Source organism: Amycolatopsis sp. cmx-4-61, assembly GCF_046548775.1.
In the GTDB taxonomy this organism is placed as follows: domain Bacteria; phylum Actinomycetota; class Actinomycetes; order Mycobacteriales; family Pseudonocardiaceae; genus Amycolatopsis.
Genome location: NZ_JAEBEI010000020.1, coordinates 105,291 through 126,867 on the forward strand (window position 1 = coordinate 105,291; position 21,577 = coordinate 126,867).

Here is a 21,577-nt window from a genome sequence, read left to right on the forward strand (position 1 = left end):
TTTCGCCAGGTTTCAGCCGAGGTCGCCGGAGAGCACGCGGGCCACCAGCGCCCGGTGCTCGTCGTCGTCGGTGATGGTGCGCACCTGCTCGCGGCCGTCGGCCACCGTCAGGTACCGGCGCTGCCGCAGGAAGACCTGGCCGTTGCCGGTCGCGCGGCCGCACAGGGTCTCCTGGGTGTCGGTGCGGGTGGTGTCCCCGACCAGTGCGCGGAAGTTGTCCTCCAGCTCCTTCCAGTCGCTCCACCGGCGGGGCTGCGTCGTGAACGTGTAGACCACGCTCCAGCGGGTGACCGCACCCCGGCGCTGCAGGGCGTACCCGGATTCCTGCTCCACCAGCCGGAACTGGCTGCCGTACTGGGTCCGCACCGCGGGCGACACCGGCAGCGGCTCGACGTAGGTCGGGCCGGGGTAGCCGACGTCCACCAGCCAGCCGGCCCCGTCGAGGGTGACCAGGTTGAACATGTGCTCGACGTCGGTCCCGAAGGTTTCCCGGCCTTCGGTGGTGCTGCCGGCCAGCGGTGTGACGTCGTAGCCGAGCTCGGTCAGTAGCCGGTGGAACAGCCGGTTCAGGTGGTAGCAGGCGCCGCCCTTGCCCTCGGCGACGCTGGTCACGAAGACGTCGTCCTCGTCGAGGTCGACGACGGTCACCGCGTCGCGCAGTTCGTAGGCGAGGCTGTTGTACGGGATCGCCATCAGGTGGTTCTTCTGCAGCTTCGCCAGCGTCTCGAGGTCCACGCCGGTTTCCCCGCCGCAGCCGATCCGCTGGAGGTAGGTCTCCACGTCGAACACGTTCACCAACCTTCTTTCAGAGCAGCTCGTTCAGGTGCGCGGCGAGCAGGGCCGGCGTCGGGTGGTCGAAGACGACGCCGGGCGCGATCTTCCGTTCGCTGCGGGCCCGCAGCCGGTTGCGGAGCTCGATCGCGGTGAGCGAGTCGAAGCCGATTTCGAACAGCCCCTGGTCCGGGTCGACCTGGTGGGCCGCGCGGTAGCCCAGCACTCCGGCCACCTGGCCGCGGACCAGCTCGAGCAGGACCTTCACCCGCTCGCCCGGCTCGAGCCCGGCCAGCCGGCCGGGCCAGTTTTCGTCCACAGTGGACGCCGCACGGACCTGCTGCCGTCCCGCGCGGACCAGGCCGCGCAGCAGGTGCGGCACTTCGGCGCCAGCCGCCGCTTCGGCCCGCAGGCCCCGCAGGTCGAGCTGGGCGGGCACCAGCAGCGGCTCCCCCGACCCGATGGCGGCGTCGAAGAGGTCCATGCCGTCCGCGGGTTTCATGGCGACCAGCCCGCCGCGCCGGGTCATCCGGGCCCGGCCGGCTTCGTCGGTCCCGGCCGCCATGCCGCCGGTGGCCTGGTCCCACAGGCCCCACGCCAGCGACTGGCCCGGCAGGCCCGCCGCCCGGCGGTGGGCCATCAGTCCGTCGAGGTACGCGTTCGCCGCGGCGTAACTGCCGCTGCCCGCGCCCATGAACACCGCGGACACCGACGAATAGACGACGAACGCGTCGAGGTCGGTGTCCCGGGTCAGCTCGTCGAGGTGGCGGACCGCGTCGGCCTTCGGCGCGAACACCTCGGCCAGCCGGTCCGGGGTCACCGTCCCGATCACCCCGGCGTCGGCGATCCCGGCCGTGTGGACCACGGCGGTCGGCCGGTGCTCGGCCAGCAGGGCCGCCACCTGGTCCCGGTCCGAGACGTCGCAGGCGGCGACGGAGACGTCGGCGCCCAGCCCGGTGAGGTCGGTGACCAGGTCCTTCGCGCCTTCGGCGTCGAGCCCGCGGCGGCTGGCCAGCACCAGCTGCCGGACGCCGTGCCGCTCGACCAGGTGCCGGGCGGCCAGGCCGCCGAGCGACCCCGTCCCGCCGGTGACCAGGACCGGGCCCTCGGTCTTGAACCCGGCGGGCGCGTCCGGCCGGGCGACGCGGGCGAGCCGCGGGATGGACAGTGTCGTGCCGCGGACCGCGACCTGGGGCTCGCCGTCGGCGAGCACCGAAGCCAGCAGCGAAGGCACGTCGGCGGCGGGCTCGACGTCGAGGAGGACGATCCGGTCCGGGTTCTCCGCCTGCGCGGCCCGGACCAGCCCCCACACCGCGGCCGCGGCCGGGTCGGTCACCCCGCCGTCGCCGGCGGGTACCGCGCCCCGGGTCACGATGGCGAGCTTCGTCGCCTCCAGCCCGCCGCCGGCCAGCCAGCACTGGACGACGTCCAGCACCCGGACCGTGAGCGCCAGCACCGGATCCGCACCGGAGACGGCTTCCAGGACGGCCACCTCCGGGGCGTCGGCCGCGCCGGTCAGCACGTCGTCGGCCAGGGTCGCCACCTGTTCCGCGGTGGCCACCGGCACCCAGGACGGCACCGGCCGCGTGCTGTCCACAGAGGACATCGGCGTCCAGTCGACCCGGAACAGCGACCCGGCGCCCGCCGGGCCCGCCGCCGTCGTCAGCTGGTCGTTCGACACCGGGCGGCCGATCAGCGAATCCAGCGTGACGACCAGGCCGCCGGTCTCGTCCACGGCCTCCAGCGACATGCTGTCCCGCTCGGGCTTGCCGACGCGGACGCGCAGCGTCGAGGCCCCGGCCGCGTGCAGCCGCAGCCCGTTCCACGCGAAGGGCAGCCGCACCTCGTCCCCGTAGGACTCGGTGTCCGCCGCGGCGCTGACCATCGTCGAGTGCAGGGCCGCGTCCAGCAGCGCCGGGTGGATGCCGAACGCACCGGCGTTCGCGTCTTCGGGCAGGGCGATCTCGGCGAAGGTCTCGGCGTTCTCCCCGCGGCCGCGCCGCCACACCGCGCGCACGGCCCGGAACGTGGGCCCGTAGCCGTAGCCGACGTCCGCGAGCACGTCGTAGGCCCCGGTGATGTCCACCGGTTCGGCGCCGGACGGCGGCCAGGCCGCGAAGTCGAACGCGGCCGTCCCGCGCGGCCGCTCGTCCGGGACGAGGACGCCGGTGGCGTGCCGGACCCAGGTGTCGGAGTCTTCGCGCAGCGAGTGGACGTCCACCGTGCGGGAGCCGTCCTCACCGGGGCCGCCGACCGCGACCTGCACGCGGACCCCGCCGCGGCGGGGCACCACGAGCGGCGCCTCGATCACCAGCTCGTCGAGCACCGGGCAGCCGGCCTCGTCGCCGGCCCGCACGGCCAGCTCGACCAGCCCGGTGCCGGGGACGATCACGACGTCCCGGACCGCGTGGTCGGCCAGCCAGGGGTGCGAGCGCAGCGACAGCCGCGAGGTGCACACCAGGCCGTCGGACTGCGGGAGCGGCACGACCGCGCCGAGCAGCGGGTGGTCGGCCCCGGCGAGGCCCAGCGAGACGGCGTCGGACGCGGTCCCGGCCGCGCGGAGCCAGTAGTGCTCGTGGTCGAAGGCGTACGTCGGCAGGTCCACCCGGGCAGGAGACACCAGCGTGGTCCAGTCCAGGTCGACTCCGCGCACGAACAGCTCGGCCATCGACGTCAGCAGCCGCCGCCGGCCACCGTCGTCGCGCCGCAGCGAGCCGGTGACCAGCGCAGTGGTGTCTTCGGTGAGCTCAGTGACCGGCTGGACCAGCACCGGGTGGGCGCTGATCTCGACGAAGACGCCGTGGCCCTGTCCGAGCAGCGTCATCACGGCCGGCCCGAACCGCACCCGGCCGCGCAGGTTCCGGTACCAGTAGCCGCCGTCGACGATCCCGGCGCCGGTGATCCACTCGCCGGTCAGGGTGGAGAGGAACGGCACCAGCGGCGCCCGGGCGTCGAGCCCGGCCAGCGCTTCGGCCAGCGTCTCCTCGATGTCTTCGACGTGCCGGGTGTGCGAGGCGTAGTCCACCGCGACCCGCCGGACGCGCACACCCTCGCCGGACAACGCTTCGAGCACCTGCTCCAGGGCTTCGGCGTCTCCGGCGATCACCGTCGACGAGGGGCTGTTGACCGCGGCCACCTCGACCCGGTCGGCCCACGGCGCCAGACGCGTGACGGCGGCTTCTTCGCTCAGCGCGACCGACGCCATGCCGCCGCGGCCGGAGAGCTTCGCGGCGATGGCCCGGCTGCGCAGCGCGACCACCTTCGCCGCGTCTTCGAGGGACAACGCCCCCGAGACGCACGCCGCGGCGATTTCGCCCTGGGAGTGGCCGAGCACGGCGTCGGGGACCACCCCGGCCGAGGACCAGACGGCGGCCAGGCCGACCATCATCGCGAAGCTCGCGGGCTGGAGGACGTCCACCCGGTCCAGCAGGCCGGGGTCGTCGCCGCGCAGGACGTCGAGCAGCGACCAGCCGGTCCACGGTTCGAGGGCGGCCGCGCACTCGCCGATCCGCTCGGCGAACACCGGCGAAGAGTCCAGCAGTTCGCGGCCCATGCCCACCCACTGCGTCCCCTGCCCCGGGAACACCCAGACGAGCTTGCCCGGGCCGCCGGACGCGGGCACCCGGCCGGTGACCAGGCCCGGCTCGTCGGTCCCGTTGGCGAGCGCCGTCAGCCCGGTGCGGGCCTCCTCGGCCGAGCCCGCCACGACGACCGCCCGCTCGCCGAACACCGCGCGGCTGGAGACCAGCGCACCGGCGACCTCCGCCGGCGGCGGGGAATCCTCGAGGAACGCGGCCAGGCGGCCGGCCTGACCGCGCAGGGCACCGGCGCTGCGGGCCGACACGACCAGCGGCACCACGCCGCCGTCGTGCGGTCCGGCGGCCGGCTCCGTCTCCGGCGGGGCTTCTTCGAGGATCAGGTGAGCGTTCGTGCCGCTGATCCCGAACGAGGACACCCCGGCCCGGCGCGGCCGGCCGGTGCGCGGCCACTCGCGCGCCTGCGTGAGCAGCGAGACCGCGCCCGCGGACCAGTCGACCTGGCTGGTGGGCTGCTCGACGTGCAGGGTCGGCGGCATGACGCCGTGCCGCAGCGCCTGGACCATCTTGATCACGCCCGCGACGCCGGCGGCCGACTGCGTGTGCCCGAAGTTCGACTTCACCGAACCCAGCCACAACGGCGTCTCCGGGTCCCGGTCCCTGCCGTAGGTGGCCAGCAGGGCCTGTGCCTCGATCGGGTCGCCGAGCGCCGTCCCGGTGCCGTGGCCCTCCACGATGTCCACATCGGACGGGGTGAGCCCGGCGCCGGACAGGGCCCGGCGGATCACGCGCTGCTGCGACGGCCCGTTGGGGGCGGTCAAGCCGTTGGACGCGCCGTCGGAGTTCACCGCGCTGCCGCGCAGCACGGCCAGGACGCGGTGGCCGCGTTCGCGGGCCACGGACAGCCGCTCCAGCACGACGACCCCGACGCCCTCGGCCCAGCCGGTGCCGTCGGCGCCCTCGGCGTAGGCCTTGCACCGGCCGTCGCCGGCCAGGCCGCGCTGCTTCGCGAACTCCACGAAGGTGCCGGGCGTCCCCATCACGGTGACGCCGCCGGCCAGGGCCATCGAGCACTCGCCCTGCCGCAGGGCCTGCCCGGCCAGGTGCATCGCGACCAGCGACGACGAGCACGCCGTGTCGATCGTGACGGCCGGGCCTTCGAAGCCGAAGACGTAGGAGATCCGGCCGGACACGACGCTGGACGCGCCCGCCGTGCTCGCGTACCCCTCCAGTTCGGCCGGGTCCGCGCCCATCCCGTAGCCCTGGTTGGACACCCCGGCGAACACGCCGACGTCGGCGCCCTTCAACGAACCCGGATCGACCCCGGCGCCTTCCAGCGCCTCCCAGGACGCCTCCAGCAGCAGCCGCTGCTGCGGGTCCATCGCCAGGGCCTCCCGCGGCGAGATCCCGAAGAAGCCCGCGTCGAACAGGCCGGCACCGTCGAGGAACCCGCCCTGGCTGGTGTACGTCGTACCGGAGCGGTCGGGGTCGTCGTCGAACAGGTTCTCCAGGTCCCAGCCCCGGTCCTCGGGGAAGGGGGACAGCCCTTCGCGGCCGTCGCGCACCAGGCGCCACAGGCCGTCGGGATCGGTGACCCCGCCCGGCAGGCGGCACGCCATGCCGACGATGGCGATCGGCTCCCCGGCGTCCGCGGCGGTCGTGGTGACCGTCGGCGTCTCGGCGGCCGTGTCGCCGAGTTCGTCCCGCAGGTAGCGGGCCAGCGCGACCGGCGCCGGGTAGTCGAAGACCAGCGTCGCGGGCAGCTTCAGCCCGCTCGCCTCGCGCAGCCGGTTCCGCAGCTCCACCGAGGTGAGCGAGTCGAACCCGGCGTCCTTGAAGGCCGTGTCGGGGCGGACGGCTTCCGGTCCGGCGTGCCCGAGCACCAGCGCGACCTGCGTGCGGACGACGTCGAGCAGCAGCGCCTCCTGCTCGGCCGGGGCGAGCCCGGCGAGCCGCCCGGCCAGTCCTTTGTCCACAGTGGACGCGGGGCGCGCCTGCTGCCTGGCGGGGCGGACCAGGCCGCGCAGGAGGTGCGGCACCGTCCCGCCGGCCCGGGTCCTGCGCAGGTCCAGCTTGACCGGGACGACGAGCCCGTCCGGCGCTGCGTCGAACAGATCCATGCCCTCGGCGGGCGAGATGGCCAGGACACCGCCGCGGCTGGCCCGCGCCTGGTCGGCGCCGCCGAGGTGCGCGGTCATGCCGTCGGTCTGTGCCCAGAGGCCCCAGGCGAGCGACGTCCCGGGCAGGCCCGCGGCCCGGCGGTTCGCGACCACGGCGTCCAGGTAGGCGTTGGCGGCGGCGTAGTTGGCCTGCCCGGCCGAGCCGAAGACCCCGGACGCGGACGAGAACACGACGAAGGCGTCGAGGTCGAGGTCGCGGGTGAGCTCGTCGAGGTGGCGGACCGCGTCGACCTTCGGCGCGAACACCCGGGCCAGCCGCTCCCGCGTCAGCGACTCGAAGACGCCGTCGTCGAGGACGCCGGCGGTGTGCACGACGGCGGTGGGCCGGTGCTCGGCCAGCAGCGCCGCGACCTGGTCCCGCTCGGCCAGGTCGCAGGCGACCACGGTGACCTCGGCGCCCTGGGCGGTCAGTTCCGCGGTCAGCTCGGTCATGCCGCCGGCGGCCGGGCCGCGCCGGCTGACCAGCACCAGCCGCCGGACCCCGTGCCGGGCCACCAGGTGCCGGGCGGTGAGCACGCCGAGCGAGCCGGCGCCCGAGATCAGGACCGTCCCGCCGGACACGGCCGGCGTCCCGGCGGCTTCGGCGCGCGCCAGCCGGGGGGCGGTGAGCGTGGTGCCGCGGACGGCGACCTGGGGTTCACCGGAGGCCAGCACCCGGCCCAGCGGCACTTCGCCGTCGGTGTCGAGCAGGACGATCCGGTCCGGGTTCTCCGCCTGCGCGGCCCGCAGCAGGCCCCACACGGCCGCCCCGGCGGGATCACGGACGCTCCCGCCGACCCCGACAACCTCGTCGACCCCGCCGACCCCGGCACCGGCGGGGACCGCACCGCGGGTCACCACGACCAGGCGCGTGTCGTCGGCCGCGCCGTCGAGCCAGGCCTGCACGGCTTCCAGCACCCGGCCGGTCAGCTCCAGTGGCTCCTCGCCGGACGCTTCGAGCACCTCGACACCGTCCGCGGCTGCGTCCTCGGCCGCGGAGATCTCGGTCCACTCCAAGCGGAACAGGCCGTCCCGGTTCGCCGCCGCGCCCAGCTGCTCGGCCGACACCGGCCGGGAGACCAGGGAGTCCGCCGTCACGACGAGCCCGCCGGCCTCGTCCGCGGCCTCGACCGACAGCGCGTCGGGCCCGCTCGGGGCGAGCCGGACCCGCAGCGCGGACGCCCCGGCGGCGTGCAGGACCAGGCCGTTCCAGGCGAAGGGCAGTACCGGCCGCCCCGGCTCTTCGGTCGTGACGGCCCCGGCCATCCCCGCGTGCAGGGCGGCGTCCAGCAGGCCCGGGTGGATGCCGAACCGGGCCGCGTCCGCGCGGTCGTCCTCGGCCAGTGCCACCTCGGCGAAGACCTCGTCCCCGCGGCGCCACACGGCCCGCAGGCCCCGGAACGACGGCCCGTACGCGTACCCGCGCTCGACGAGGCCGTCGTAGAAGTCGTCGACGTCGATGCGCTCGACGCCGGGCGGCGGCCAGGCGGTGAAGTCGAACGGTCGCGCCGCCGGTGGCGTCGCGGTCAGGAAGCCGGTCGCGTGCCGCGTCCACACGTCTTCACCGGCGTCCTCGCGCACGGAGTACACCTCGACCGTGCGCGAGCCGGTCTCCCCCGGCGCGCCCACGACGACCTGGATCCGGACCCCGCCGTGGCCGGGCACCACCAGCGGGGCCTCGATGACGAGTTCCTCGAGCACCGGGCAGCCGGCTTCGTCCCCCGCCCGGACCGCCAGCTCGACGAGCCCGGTGCCCGCGACGAGCACCACCCCGCCGATGACGTGGTCGGCCAGCCAGGGGTGCGACTTCAGCGACAGCCGCGAGGTGAAGACCAGCCCGTCCGGCTGCGGCAGCCGCACCACCGCGCCCAGCAGCGGGTGGTCGGCCGCGACCTGCCCGAGCGAGGCCGCGTCCGTGGCCCGCGGGGCGGGGTGCAGCCAGTAGTGCTGCTGGTCGAAGGCGTACTTCGGCAGGTCGACCCACCCGGTGACCGGCGGCAGCAGGGCGCCCCAGCCGACGGCGGTCCCGCGGACGAACAGCTCGGCGACCGCGGTGAGCAGCGCGGTGCCGTCCGGCCGGTCGTCCCGCAGCGCCGGGACGCACGTGACCTCGGCCGTCTCCTCGACGAGGGCGGTCAGCGCCGCCCCCGGCCCGAGCTCCACGAACCGGGAAGCGCCGAACTCGGCCGCGGCCGCGACCCCCTCGGCGAACCGCACCGGCCGCCGCACGTGCTCGGCCCAGTAGCCCGGTTCGGTGAGCTCGCCGGGCCCGGCGAGCCGGCCGGTCACGTTGGACACGACCGGGATCTCCGGCTCGTGCCAGGTCACGCCGGCCAGCTCGGCGGCGAACCGCGCGAGCATCGGCTCCATCCGCGCGGAGTGGAACGCGTGGGACACCTTGAGCTGCTTGGTCTTGTGCCCGCGTCCCCGCATGCGGGCGGCGGCCGCGAGGACCGCGTCTTCGTCGCCGGAGAGGACCACGGCCGAGGGGCCGTTGACGGCGGCGAGTTCCACGCCGTCGCCGAGCAGCTCGGCGACTTCCGCTTCGGACGCGGCGACGGCGGCCATCGCCCCGCCCGGCGCGAGGGCCTGCATCAGCCGGCCACGCGCCGCGACGATCCGGGCCGCGTCGGCCAGCGAAAACACCCCCGCGGCGTACGCGGCGGTGATCTCCCCCACGGAGTGGCCGATGACCACGTCCGGCCGGAGACCCCACGACTCCGCGAGCCGGAACAGCGCGCTCTCCACCGCGAACAGCCCGGCCTGGGTGAAGACCGTCTGGTCCAGCAGCCCGGTTTCCGCGGGCACGTCACCGAAAACGACGTCCCGGACGCCGTGGCCCGCCCGCCCGGCCAGGCAGGTGTCCAGCTGCGCGCAGGCGTCGTCGAACGCCGTCGCGAACACCGGGTACCGCTCGTACAGCTCCCGGCCCATCCCGAGCCGCTGCGAACCCTGGCCGGGGAAGACGTAACCCACCTTGCCCGGCTTGGCCGAACCGGTCACCACGCCGGGCGAGGCCTCCCCGCGCGCCAGCGCCCGCAGCCCGGCCACGGCCTCCTCGTCCGTGCCCGCGACCACGACCGCGCGGTCACCGAGCAGGGCGCGGCCCGACAGCAACGCGCTCGCCAGCCGCGCCCGGGACGCGTCGCCGGACTCCAGGACGTCCGCGAGACGACCGGCCTGGGCGGCCAGAGACGTGGGGCTGCCCGCCGAAACGACCAGCGGCACCGGCCCCTCGACCGGGGTTTCCTCCGGGACGGCGTCGGCCGGGGGTGCCTCTTCCAGGATCAGGTGGGCGTTCGTCCCGCTGATCCCGAACGCGGACACCCCGGCCCGGCGCGGCCGGTCGGCTTCGGGCCAGTCCCGCGGCTCGGTCAGCAGCTCGACCGCGCCGGCCGACCAGTCGACCTCCGGCGTCGGCTCGGCCACGTGCAGGGTCGGCGGCATGGCGCCGTGCCGCAGCGCCTGGACCATCTTGATCACGCCCGCGACCCCGGCGGCCGCCTGCGTGTGCCCGATGTTCGACTTGATCGACCCGAGCCGGAGCGGCTTCTCCGGGTCGCGGCCCTGTCCGTAGGTGGCCAGCAGCGCCTGCGCTTCGATCGGGTCACCGAGCGCGGTACCGGTCCCGTGCGCCTCGACGATGTCCACATCGGACGCCACCAGGCCGGCCCCGGCCAGCGCCTTGCGGATCACGCGCTGCTGGGACGGCCCGTTCGGCGCGGTCAGGCCGTTGGACGCGCCGTCCTGGTTGACCGCGCTGCCGCGCAGGACGGCCAGGATCCGGTGCCCGCGTTCCTGCGCCACCGAAAGCCGTTCGAGCACCAGCACGCCGGCGCCTTCGGACCAGCCGGTGCCGTCCGCGGTCGACGAGAAGGCCTTGGACCGGCCGTCGGCGGCCAGCACCCGCTGCCGCGAGAACGCCACGAAGGTGCCGGGGGTCGGCATCACCGTCGCGCCGCCGGCCAGTGCCATCGAGCACTCGCCCACGCGCAGCGCCTGGGCGGCGAGGTGGATGGCGACCAGTGACGACGAGCACGCGGTGTCGATGGTGACCGCGGGTCCTTCGAGCCCGAAGACGTAGGACACCCGGCCCGAGGCCACGCTCGACGCGGCGCCGATGCCCGCGAACGCTTCGAGGTCCGGCGTGATCGCCCCGGCGCCGTAGCCCTGGGTGAACACCCCGGAGAACACCCCGATGTCGCTGCCCTTCAGCGAAAGCGGGTCGACCCCGGCGTCTTCGAAGGCTTCCCACGACGTCTCCAGCAGCACCCGTTGCTGCGGGTCCATGACGAGGGCTTCCCGTGGCGAGATGCCGAACAGGCCCGCGTCGAACCGCCCGGCGCCGCGCAGGAACCCGCCCTGGCTGGTGTAGGACGTCCCCGGGTTGTCCGGGTCCGGGTCGAACAGGCCGTCGGTGTCCCACCCCCGGTCGTCGGGGAAGTCCGAGAGGGCGTCGACCCCGCCGGCCACGAGCCGCCACAGGTCTTCGGGCGAGGCCACGCCCCCGGGGAACCGGCAGGCCATCCCGACGACGGCGAGCGGTTCGTCGGCGTGCCGGGACCCCTGCTTGCGCAGGCTGTGCAGCTCCGCCGTGACGCGCTTGAGGTACTTGAGGAGTTTCTCGTCCGTGGCCATTCCTGTGTCCTCACAAAGGTTTGCTGGGAGCGTGGGTCTCGGTCCTGGATCAGGTGAGACCCAGCTCCTCGTCGATGAAGTCGAGGACTTCGTCGGCGGACGCGGACTCGAGCCGGTCCGCCAGCGTTGCGCCGTCCGCTTCCCCGAGCACCCCGTTGCACCGGGCCACCAGGCCCTGCAGCCGGAGCGTCAGACCGGTCTTCGTGGATTCGTCGAGACGCAGGCCGCCGAGCAGTGCCTCGACGTCTTCGAGGCGGGCGTGCACGGCCGACAGAGCGTCGTCGCCGGCCCCGAGCTCGTCGCGCAGGTGCCGGGCGAGGACCAGCGGGGTCGGGTAGTCGAAGGCGAGCGTCGCGGGCAGCTTCAGCCCGGTGCTCTCCCGCAGCCGGTTACGCAGGTCCACCGAGGTCAGCGAGTCGAACCCGGCGTCCTTGAACGCCGTGTCCGCGCGGACCGCGTCGGCCCCGGCGTGCCCGAGGACCGCCGCGACCTGGCTGCGCACGAGGTCGACGAGCAGCGCCTCCTGCTCGGGCGCGGCCAGCCCGGCCAGCCGCCGCTTGAGCGAGTCGTCCACTGTGGACGCGGCTTGGGCCTGCCGCCGTCCGGTGCGGACCAGGCCGCGCAGCAGGTGCGGCACGGTCCCGCCGGCCCGCACCTCCCCCAGGTCGAGCTTGACCGGCACGAGCAGCGGGAACTGCGCGCCCAGCGCCGAATCGAACAGGGCCATGCCCTCCTCGGCCGTGATCGGCCGCACGCCGCCGCGGCTCATCCGGGCCTGGTCGGCGCCGCCGAGGTGCGCGGTCAGGCCGGTGGCCTGCTCCCACAGGCCCCACGCCAGTGACAGCCCCGGCAGGCCCGCCGCCCGGCGCCGCGCCATCGCCGCGTCCAGGAACGCGTTCGCGGCCGCGTAGTTGCCCTGCCCGGGCGAGCCGAAGACGCCGGAGCCGGAGGAGAACACGACGAAACTGTCGAGGTCGAGCTCGCGGGTCAGCTCGTCGAGGTGGCGGACCGCGTCGACCTTGGGGGCGAACACCTTGGCCAGCCGCTCCGGTGACAGCGTCCCGATGACGCCGTCGTCCAGGACACCCGCCGTGTGGATGACGCTCGCCGGGCGGTGCTCGCCGAGCAGGGCGGCCACCTGGGCGCGGTCGGCCAGGTCGCAGGCGACGACGGAAACGTCCGCGCCCTCGCCGGTGAGGTCGGTGACGAGGTCCTTAACCCCGTCGGCGTCGAGGCCGCGCCGGCTGGCGAGCACCAGCTTCCGCACGCCGTGGTGGGTGACCAGGTGCCGGGCCACGAACTCCCCGAGCACGCCGGCGCCGGAGACGAGGACTGTCCCTTGTAGACCGTCCCCGGCGGTGGCGTCGGCACGGGCCAGGCGCGGCACGAAGAGGGCGGTCCCGCGCACGGCGACCTGCGGCTCACCGGCGGCCAGCACCGCACCCAGCGGCAGCTCGCCGTCGGTGTCCACCAGCACGATCCGGTCCGGGTTCTCCGCCTGTGCGGACCGGACGAGCCCCCAGACCGCGGCCGCGGCCGGGTCGGTCACCGGGGTGTCCCCGGCGGGCACCGCCCCCCGCGTCACGACGACCAGGCGTTCCGCTTCCGGCTCGGTCAGCCACGTCTGGAGCTTCCCCAGGACGCGGGCGGTCGCCGCCAGCGGGGAGTCGCCCGCGGGAACCTCCAGCACGTCGGCGTCGTCGGCTTCCGCTGTCCCCCCTTCGGGGAGTTCGAGCCAGTTCACCTGGAACAGCGAGTCCCGGGTGGTGCTCGGCGGTCCGACGGACACCGGCCGCAGCACCACTTCCTGCGCTGTGACGACCAGGTTGCCGGCGCCGTCGACCGCTTCCAGGGCCCCGCCGGTCCCCAGCCGGACCCGCAGTGCCGACGCTCCCGCGGCGTGCAGCATCAGGCCGCGCCACTCCATGGGCTGCGTCCGGCCGTCTTCGCCGGACAGGGCCGCGTCCAGGAGCGCCGGGTGGATGCCGAACGCGCCGGCGTCCACGCCGTCGGGCAGGGAGACTTCGGCGAAGACCTCGTCGCCGGTCTGCCGTGCGCCCGGAGGGGGCGGCGTCGCCGAGAGCGTGCCGGTGGCGTGCCGGGTCCACTCGTCGGTGGCGTCGTCGGGCTGGGAGTACACCGCCAAAGCCCGGACGCCGTGCTCGTCCGGGCCGGACACGGTGACCTGCACGCGGATCGCGCCGCGGTCCGGCACCACCGGCGGCGTTTCGATGACGAGTTCGTCCACCACTGGAGTGCCTGCCTCGTCGCCGGCCCGCACGGCCAGTTCCACCAGGGCCGCGCCGGGGACGACCACGACGTCGTCCAGGGTGTGGTCGGCCAGCCACGGCTGGGACTTCAGCGACCACCGCGAGGTGAAAACGAGGCCGCCGGTCTGCGGCAGCCGCACCACCGGCCCCGCGGCGTCCGTCGCGGTCTCGACGTACTGCAGCCAGTAGTGCTGGTGGTCGAAGGCGTACGTCGGGAGGTCCACGCGCGCGGGCGGCACCAGCGTCGCCCAGTCGATGTCGACTCCGCGCACGAACAGCTGGGCCATCGACGTGAGCAGCCGCCGCAGGCCGCCGTCGTCCCGCCGCAGCGAGCCGGTGACGACCGTGTCGTCGGCGATTTCGCTGATCGCCTGGACCAGTACGGGGTGCGCGCTGACCTCGACGAAGACCCGGTGGCCCGAGCCGATCAATCCGGCCACCGCCGGGCCGAAGCCGACCTGGTTGCGGAGGTTGCGGTACCAGTAATCGCCGTCGACGACTCCGGCGTCGGTGATCCAGTCACCGGTCAGGGTCGAGAAGAACGGCAGCGACGGTGCCTGGGCCTCGATCCCGGCCAGCGCATCGGCGAGCGGCTCCTGGATGTCTTCGACGTGCCGGGTGTGCGACGCGTAGTCCACGGCCACCCGCCGGACGCGGATATCCTGGGCGGACAACGCTTCGAGCACCTGGTCCAGCGCTTCGGCGTCTCCCGCGATCACCGTCGACGACGGGCTGTTGACCGCGGCCACCTCGACCCGGTCCGCCCACGGCGCCAGCCGCGCGACGGCGTCTTCCTCGCTCAGCGCGACCGACGCCATGCCGCCGCGGCCCGCGAGTTTCGCCGCGATGGCCTGGCTACGCACCGCCACCACCTTCGCCGCGTCCGGCAACGACAGCGCGCCCGACACGCACGCGGCGGCGATCTCGCCCTGCGAGTGCCCCAGCACCGCGTCCGGGCGCACGCCCACCGACTGCCACACCGCCGCCAAGGCGACCATCACCGCGAAACAGGCGGGCTGCAGCACATCGACCCGGTCCAGGTCGCCCTCGCCGCGCAGCACGTCGGGCAGCGACCAGTCGATCCACGGTTCGAGGGCGGCCGCGCACTCGCCGATCCGCTCGGCGAACACCGGCGAAGAGTCCAGCAGTTCGCGGCCCATGCCCACCCACTGCGAACCCTGCCCCGGGAACACCCACACGACCTTGCCCGGCACGCCGGAAGCGGCCACCGTGCCGGTCACGACGTCCGGTGCGCTTTCCCCGCGCGCCAGCGCCGCCAGCCCGGCCGAGGCCTCCGCGCGGGTCCCGGCCACCACGACGGCCCGGTCGCCGAACACGGAACGGCTGGAAACCAGCGCCCCGGCGACCTCGGCGAGGGACGCGTCCGTCTCGCCGAGGAACGCGGCCAGCCGCTCGGCCTGGCCCGCCAGGGCCCCACGAGCCGACACCACCACGGGCACCACGCTGCCAACAGGCGCTTCGGCGGAAGGCATCTCCTCCTCGGGAGCTTCCTCGAGGATGAGGTGCGCGTTCGTCCCGCTGATGCCGAACGAGGAGACCCCGGCCCGGCGCGGACGACCGTTCCGCGGCCACTCCCGAGCCTCGGTCAGCAGCGAGACCGCCCCGGCCGACCAGTCGACCTCGGTGGACGGCTCGTCGACGTGCAGCGTCGGCGGCAGCACGCCGTGGCGCAGCGCTTCCACCACCTTGATCACACTCGCCACGCCCGCGGCCGCCTGCGTGTGCCCGAGGTTCGACTTGACCGACCCCAGCCACAACGGCTTTTCCGGGTCGCGGCCCTTCCCGTAGGTGGCGAGCAGCGCCTGCGCCTCGATCGGGTCGCCCAGCGTCGTGCCGGTGCCGTGGCCCTCCACGGCGTCCACATCGGACGGTGCCAGCCCGGCTTCGGCCAGCGCCGCGCGGATCACCCGCTGCTGTGCCGGCCCGTTCGGCGCGGTCAAGCCGTTCGAAGCGCCGTCCTGGTTCACCGCGATCCCGCGCAGCACGGCTAGCACCCGGTGCCCGCGCTCGCGAGCGACCGACAGCCGTTCCAGCGCGATGACACCGACCCCTTCGGCCAGCCCCATGCCGTCGGCGCTGTCCGCGAAGGCCTTGCAACGCCCGTCTCGGGCGAGCCCGCGCTGGCGTGAGAAGGACACGAACGAACCGGGCTGGGCCATCACCATCGCGCCGCCGGCCAGTGCCATCGAGCACTCGCCGCGCCGCAGGGCCTGCGCGGCCAGGTGCATCGCCACCAGCGACGACGAACACCCCGTGTCGACGGTGACCGCCGGGCCCGCCAGCCCGAGGACGTACGACACGCGCCCGGAGGCGATGCAGGGTGCCGCGCCGGTGCCGACGAAGCCTTCCAGCTCCGGCGGGACCACCCCGCCGCCGGCGCCGTAGCCCATGCTCGCGACGCCGGTGAACACGCCGATGTCGCTGCCCTTCAGCGAAAGCGGGTCGGTGCCGGTGCGCTCGATGGCCTCCCAGGACGTCTCCAGCAGCAGCCGCTGCTGCGGGTCCATCGCGACGGCCTCGCGCGGCGAGATCCCGAAGAACCCGGCGTCGAACAGGTCGGCGTCGTGCAGGAACCCGCCCTGGTCGGTGTACGTCGTGCCCGGGCGGTCGGGGTCGGGGTCGACGAGCCTGTCGACGTCCCAGCCCCGGTTGCCGGGGAACCCGGTGACGGCGTCGGTCCCGTCGGCCACCAGCCGCCACAGGTCCTCGGGCGAGGACACCCCGCCCGGGTACCGGCACGCCATGGCGACGATGGCGATCGGCTCCCGCGCCTGCTCCTCGGCCTCGCGCAGCCGGGTGCGGGCGTCGCGGGCGTCGGCGATGGCCCGCTTGAGGTAATCGCGGAGCTGTCCCTCGTCAGCCACTGAACTCAACTCCCAGAAGTCTCACGTGTGCGGTTGTCAGTCGAGCCCGTCGACGAGGGCGAACAGCTCCTCGTCGCTGGCCGTGTCAAGGTCGTCGGTCGCGGCTGGCCCGGCCTCGGCGGTCTTGAGCAGGTCCCGCAGCCGCGCGGTGATCCGGTCGCCGTCCGGCCCGTCGGCGGCGGCCGTGATGGCCGCCTCCAGCCCGGCGAGCCCGGCCAGCACCGCGTCGGCGGGGGACGCCTCGTCGACGGCGAGTTCTTCGCGCAGGTGCCGGGCCAGTACCAGCGGGTTCGGGTGGTCGAAGACGAGCGTCGCGGGCAGCTTCAGGCCGGTCGCTTCGCGCAGCCGGTTGCGCAGTTCCACCGACGTCAGCGAGTCGAACCCGGCTTCCTTGAACGCCGCGTCGGCGCGGACGCCGGAGCTGTCGGCGTGCCCGAGCACCACCGCCACCTGGCCGCGGACGAGGTCGAGCAGCAGCGCTTCCTGTTCGGCCACGGTCAGCCCGGCCAGCCTGCGGACCAGGCCACCGTCCTCGCCGGACGCCGTGCGGGCGGCCTGCCTGCCCGCCCGGACGAGCCCGCGCAGCAGGTGCGGCACGGTGCCGCCGCCTGCCGCGTCGGCCCGCACCTCGCGCAGGTCGAGTTCGATCGGCACGAGCAGCGCCTGTCCGGCGGAGAGGGCGGCGTCGAACAGCGCCATGCCCTCGGCGGACCCGAGTGCCCGGACGCCGCCGCGGCCCTCGCGCCGGCTCATCCGGGACAGGGTGAGGTCGTCGATGGTGTCCGCCATGCCGGTGAGCTGCTCCCACGGGCCCCAGGCCAGGGACATCCCGGGCAGGCCCGCCGCGCGGCGGGCGGTCATCAGGCCGTCGAGGAAGGCGTTCGCCGCCGCGTACCCGCCGCTGCCCGCGCCCATGAAGATCGAAGAGGCGGACGAGTAGACGATGAACGCGTCGAGGTCTCCGGTCAGCTCGTCGAGGTGCTGAACGGCATCGACCTTGGGGGCGAAGACCTTGGCCAGCCGCTCCCGGGTCAGTGCCCCGGTGACACCGGCGTCGAACACGCCCGCCGTGTGCACCACGGCGGTGACCGGGTGCTCCTTCAGCAGCGCGGCCACCTGCTCCCGATCGGAGACGTCACAGGCCACCACGGACACCGACGCACCCTGCCCGGTCAGCTCGGTGACGAGGTCTTCCACGCCCTCGGCGTCCCGCCCGCGCCGGCTGGCCAGGACCAGGCGCCGGACGCCGTGCCGGGTGACCAGAGCGCGGGCCGCGAGCGCGCCCAGCGTCCCGGCCCCGGAGACCAGGACCGTCCCGTCCGGGCGGAACGTCAGCGGGGCTTCCGCCGGCTCGGTGACGCGGGCGAGCCGGGGCACCGAGAAGGTGTTGCCGCGCAACGCGAGCTGCGGCTCGCCGGTCGCCAGCACCGCGTCCAGTGGCACCTCGCCGTCGGTGTCGAGCAGGACGAACCGGTCCGGGTTCTCCGACTGGGCGGCCCGCACCAGGCCCCACACCGCGGCCCCGGCGGGATCGGTCACCTCGCGGACGGCGCCGCGGGTCACCACGACCAGCCGGGCTTCCTCCGCCGCGTCGGCAAGGAACGCCTGCACGGCTGCCAGCACCCGGGTGGCCAGGTCCAGGGGTTCCTCGCCGGAGGCTTCGAGCACCTCGGCCGGGCCCGACGGCAGCGCACTGTCCACAGTGGCCAGTTCGGTCCAGTCCACCCGGTACAGCGAGCTGGTGCGGGTCGTGTCGAGCTGGTCGAGGGCGACCTCGCGCAGGACCAGCGAGTCCATGGTCAAGACCGGGGCGCCGGTTTCGTCGGCGGCCTCGACGGTCAGCGCGTCCGGCCCGCCGGGCGCGACCCGGACCCGCAGGCCCGCGGCGCCCACGGCGTGCAGCGCCAGCCGGTTCCACGAGAACGGCATGACCGACTTCCCGGGCTGTCCGGACGCGGCCGCGGCGATCGTGCCGGTCTGCAGGGCCGCGTCGAGCAACGCGGGGTGCAGGCCGAACCGGGCAGCCTCCTCCCGCCGGTCACCGGGCAGGGCGACCTCGGCGAAGACTTCGTCACCGCGTTGCCACACCGCCCGCACGCCCTGGAACAGCGGCCCGTACGCGTACCCGCGTTCGGCGAGGTCCTCGTAGAAGCCACCGATTTCGACGCGCCGGCCGTCCGGCGGCGGCCACGCGGTGAAGTCGAATCCGCCGGTGCGGCCCGGCGTCGCCGAAAGGACGCCGGTCGCGTGCCGCGTCCACTCGCCGTCGTCACGCCGGGAATGCACCTCCACCGTGCGGGAGCCGCTCGGGTCCGGCCCGCTCACCGTGACCTGGACGTTCACCCCGCCCTGCGGGGGCACGACGAGCGGCGCCTCCGTGACGAGTTCGTCCAGCACCGGGCAGCCGGCTTCGTCACCGGCCCGCACGGCCAGCTCGACCAGCCCGGTGCCGGGGAAGAGCACCACCCCGCCGATCGTGTGGTCGGCCAGCCAGGGGTGCGTCCGCAGCGACAGCCGCGAGGTGCACACCAGGCCGCCGGTCTGCGGCACCTCGACGACCGCGCCGAGCAGCGGGTGCCCGGCCGGGGCCTGGCCGAGCGAGACGGCGTCGGCCTGCTCGGCCGGCCGGAGCCAGAAGTGCCGGTGGTCGAAGGCGTACGTCGGGAGGGCGGCGCGGGCGGGCGGCACCAGCGTGGCCCAGTCGACCCGGACCCCGCGGACGAACAGGTCGGCCATCGACGTCAGGAGCCGCCGCAAACCGCCGTCGTCGCGTCGGAGGGTCCCGGTGACGACCGCAGTAGTGTCTTCGGTGTCTTCGGTGAGTTCGCTGATCGGCTGGACCAGCACCGGGTGCGCACTGACCTCGACGAAGACGCCGTGGCCCTGCTCGATCAGCGCGGCCACGGCCGGGCCGAACCGGACCTGGTTGCGCAGGTTCCGGTACCAGTACCCGCCGTCCAGGACGCCGGCGTCCCGCACCCACTCGCCGGTGACGGTCGAGAAGAACGGCACCGCCGGGGCCTGGGCGGTGATTCCGGCCAGTGCTTCGGCGAGCGTGTCGCGGATGTCCTCGACGTGCCGGGTGTGCGAGGCGTAGTCCACGGCGACCTGCCGGACGCGGACGCCGTCGCCGGCCAGTACCTCCAGTGCTTCGTTCAGAGCCTGGGCGTCCCCGGCGATCACCACCGAGGCGGGGCCGTTGACCGCGGCCACCTCGATCCGGCCGTCCCACAGCGCCAGCCGCGCGTTCGCCTCGGCTTCGCCCAGCGCGACCGAGGCCATCCCGCCGCGGCCCGACAACCGCGCCGCGATCGCCTGGCTGCGCAGGGCCACCACCTTCGCCGCGTCGTCCAGCGTCAAGGCGCCCGACACGCACGCGGCCGCGATCTCGCCCTGCGAGTGCCCGAGCACGACGTCCGGCCGGACTCCCACGGACTCCCACACCGCGGCCAGGCCCACCATCACCGCGAAGCACGCGGGCTGCAGCACGTCGACCCGGTCGAGGTCGCCCTCGCCGTGCAGGACGTCGAGCAGCGACCAGCCCGTCCAGGGGTCCAGCGCGGCCGCGCACTCCTTGATCCGCTCGGCGAACACCGGCGAGGAGTCGAGGAGCTCCCGGCCCATCCCGGCCCACTGCGTGCCCTGGCCGGGGAACACCCACACGACCTTGCCGGGCTTGCCCGCGCTGCCGGTCACGACACCGGGCGCGGCCGCACCGCGGGCCAGCGCGTCCAGTCCCGCACGGGCTTCCCCGGCCGAACCGGCTACGACGACCGCGCGTTCCTCGAGCACCGCGCGCCCCGACACCAGGGCACCGGCGAGGGTCCCGAGCGGCACGTCCACCCCGGTCAGCCGTCCGGCCTGCCCGGCCAGGGAAGCCGTGCTCCGCGCGGAGACCACCAGCGGGACGACGTCGGCGGAAACCGGTGCCGGAGCGGCGGGTTCCCCGGGCGCCTCCTCGATGATCAGGTGGACGTTCGTGCCGCTGACGCCGAAGGACGACACCCCGGCCCGGCGCGGCCGGTCGCCGCGCGGCCAGTCCCGGCTCTCCGTCAGCAGTTCGACCGCGCCTTCGGTCCAGTCCACCTGCGAAGTGGGCTCGTCGACGTGCAGGGTCGGCGGCATGACGCCGTGCCGCAGCGCCTGCACGACCTTGATCACGCTGGCCACGCCCGCGGCCGCCTGCGTGTGCCCGATGTTCGACTTCAGCGAGCCGAGCCACAGCGGCGTCTCGCGCTCCTGCCCGTAGGTGGCCAGCAGCGCCTGCGCCTCGATCGGGTCACCCAGGCTCGTCCCGGTCCCGTGGGCCTCGACGAGGTCCACATCGGACGGTCCGAGCCCGGCGTTCGCCAGCGCGGCGCGGATCACGCGCTGCTGCGAAGGGCCGTTCGGCGCGGTCAAGCCGTTGGAAGCGCCGTCCTGGTTGACCGCGCTGCCGCGCAGCACGGCCAGGACGTGGTGCCCGCGCTCGCGGGCCACCGACAGCCGTTCCAGCACGACGACGCCGATGCCCTCGGCGAGCACCATGCCGTCGGCGCCCGAGGCGAACGCCTTGCACCGGCCGTCCTGGGCCAGGCCGCGCTGCCGGGAGAACACCACGAAGGAGTCGGGGCCGGACATCACCATCGCGCCGCCGGCCAGCGCCATCGAGCAGTCGCCCTGGCGCAGGGCCTGCGCGGCGAGGTGCATCGCGACCAGCGACGACGAGCACGCCGTGTCGATCGTGACCGCCGGGCCTTCGAACCCGAAGACGTAGGACACCCGGCCGGACGCCACGCTCGACGCCAGCCCGGTGCCCGCGAAGCTTTCCATCTCCGGCGCGGTCAGGCCGCCGCCGTAGCCCGAGCCGCCGGCGCCGGTGAACACGCCGACATCGGTGCCCGGCAACGAAGTCGGGTCGAGGCCGACGCTTTCGAGGGCTTCCCAGGACGCTTCCAGCAGCAACCGCTGCTGGGGGTCCATGGCCAGGGCCTCGCGCGGCGAGATGCCGAAGAAGGCCGGGTCGAACAGGGCCGCGTCGTGGAGGAAGCCGCCCCGGTCGGTGTACGACGTCCCCGCGTGGTCGGGGTCCGGGTCGAACAGGCTCTCCAGGTCCCAGCCGCGGTCGGCGGGAAACCCTGACACGGCGTCGCGGCCCTCGGCCACCAGCCGCCAGAGCTGGGCCGGGCCGGTGACGCCACCGGGCAGCCGGCACGCCATGCCGACGATCGCGATCGGTTCACGGGAGGCGTCGACCTGCTTCTTCAGCGTGCCGACCTCGCCGAGGGACTTCCGCAGCGCCTCGACGACCTTTTCATACGACGCACTCACCACTTGCT

Annotated in this window: 4 protein-coding genes; all 4 read right to left on the reverse strand. The window is 74.7% G+C overall.

Annotated elements, in window-relative coordinates; translation table 11 throughout:
- Window positions 1-12 precede the first annotated feature (12 nt).
- Genes ACLJOU_RS38650 through ACLJOU_RS38665 form a run of 4 tightly spaced genes read right to left on the reverse strand, consistent with a single transcriptional unit; the run spans window position 13 to window position 21,572 of the window.
- Window positions 13-795 (reverse strand): arylamine N-acetyltransferase, encoded by a 783-nt coding sequence (locus tag ACLJOU_RS38650; protein WP_410574224.1) that lies wholly within the window; start codon window positions 793-795, stop codon window positions 13-15.
- A gap of 10 nt (window positions 796-805) precedes the next feature.
- Window positions 806-11,104 (reverse strand): beta-ketoacyl synthase N-terminal-like domain-containing protein, encoded by a 10,299-nt coding sequence (locus ACLJOU_RS38655; RefSeq protein ID WP_410574225.1) that lies wholly within the window; start codon window positions 11,102-11,104, stop codon window positions 806-808.
- A gap of 49 nt (window positions 11,105-11,153) precedes the next feature.
- A complete protein-coding gene (locus tag ACLJOU_RS38660; protein ID WP_410574226.1) occupies window positions 11,154-16,259 on the reverse strand; it encodes an acyltransferase domain-containing protein in 5,106 nt (1,701 codons plus the stop codon).
- Between the two features lie 36 nt (window positions 16,260-16,295).
- Window positions 16,296-21,572 carry a beta-ketoacyl synthase N-terminal-like domain-containing protein gene (locus ACLJOU_RS38665; protein WP_410574227.1) on the reverse strand — a complete coding sequence of 1,759 codons (5,277 nt, stop codon included), beginning with the start codon at window positions 21,570-21,572 and terminating at the stop codon, window positions 16,296-16,298.
- Window positions 21,573-21,577 lie beyond the last annotated feature (5 nt).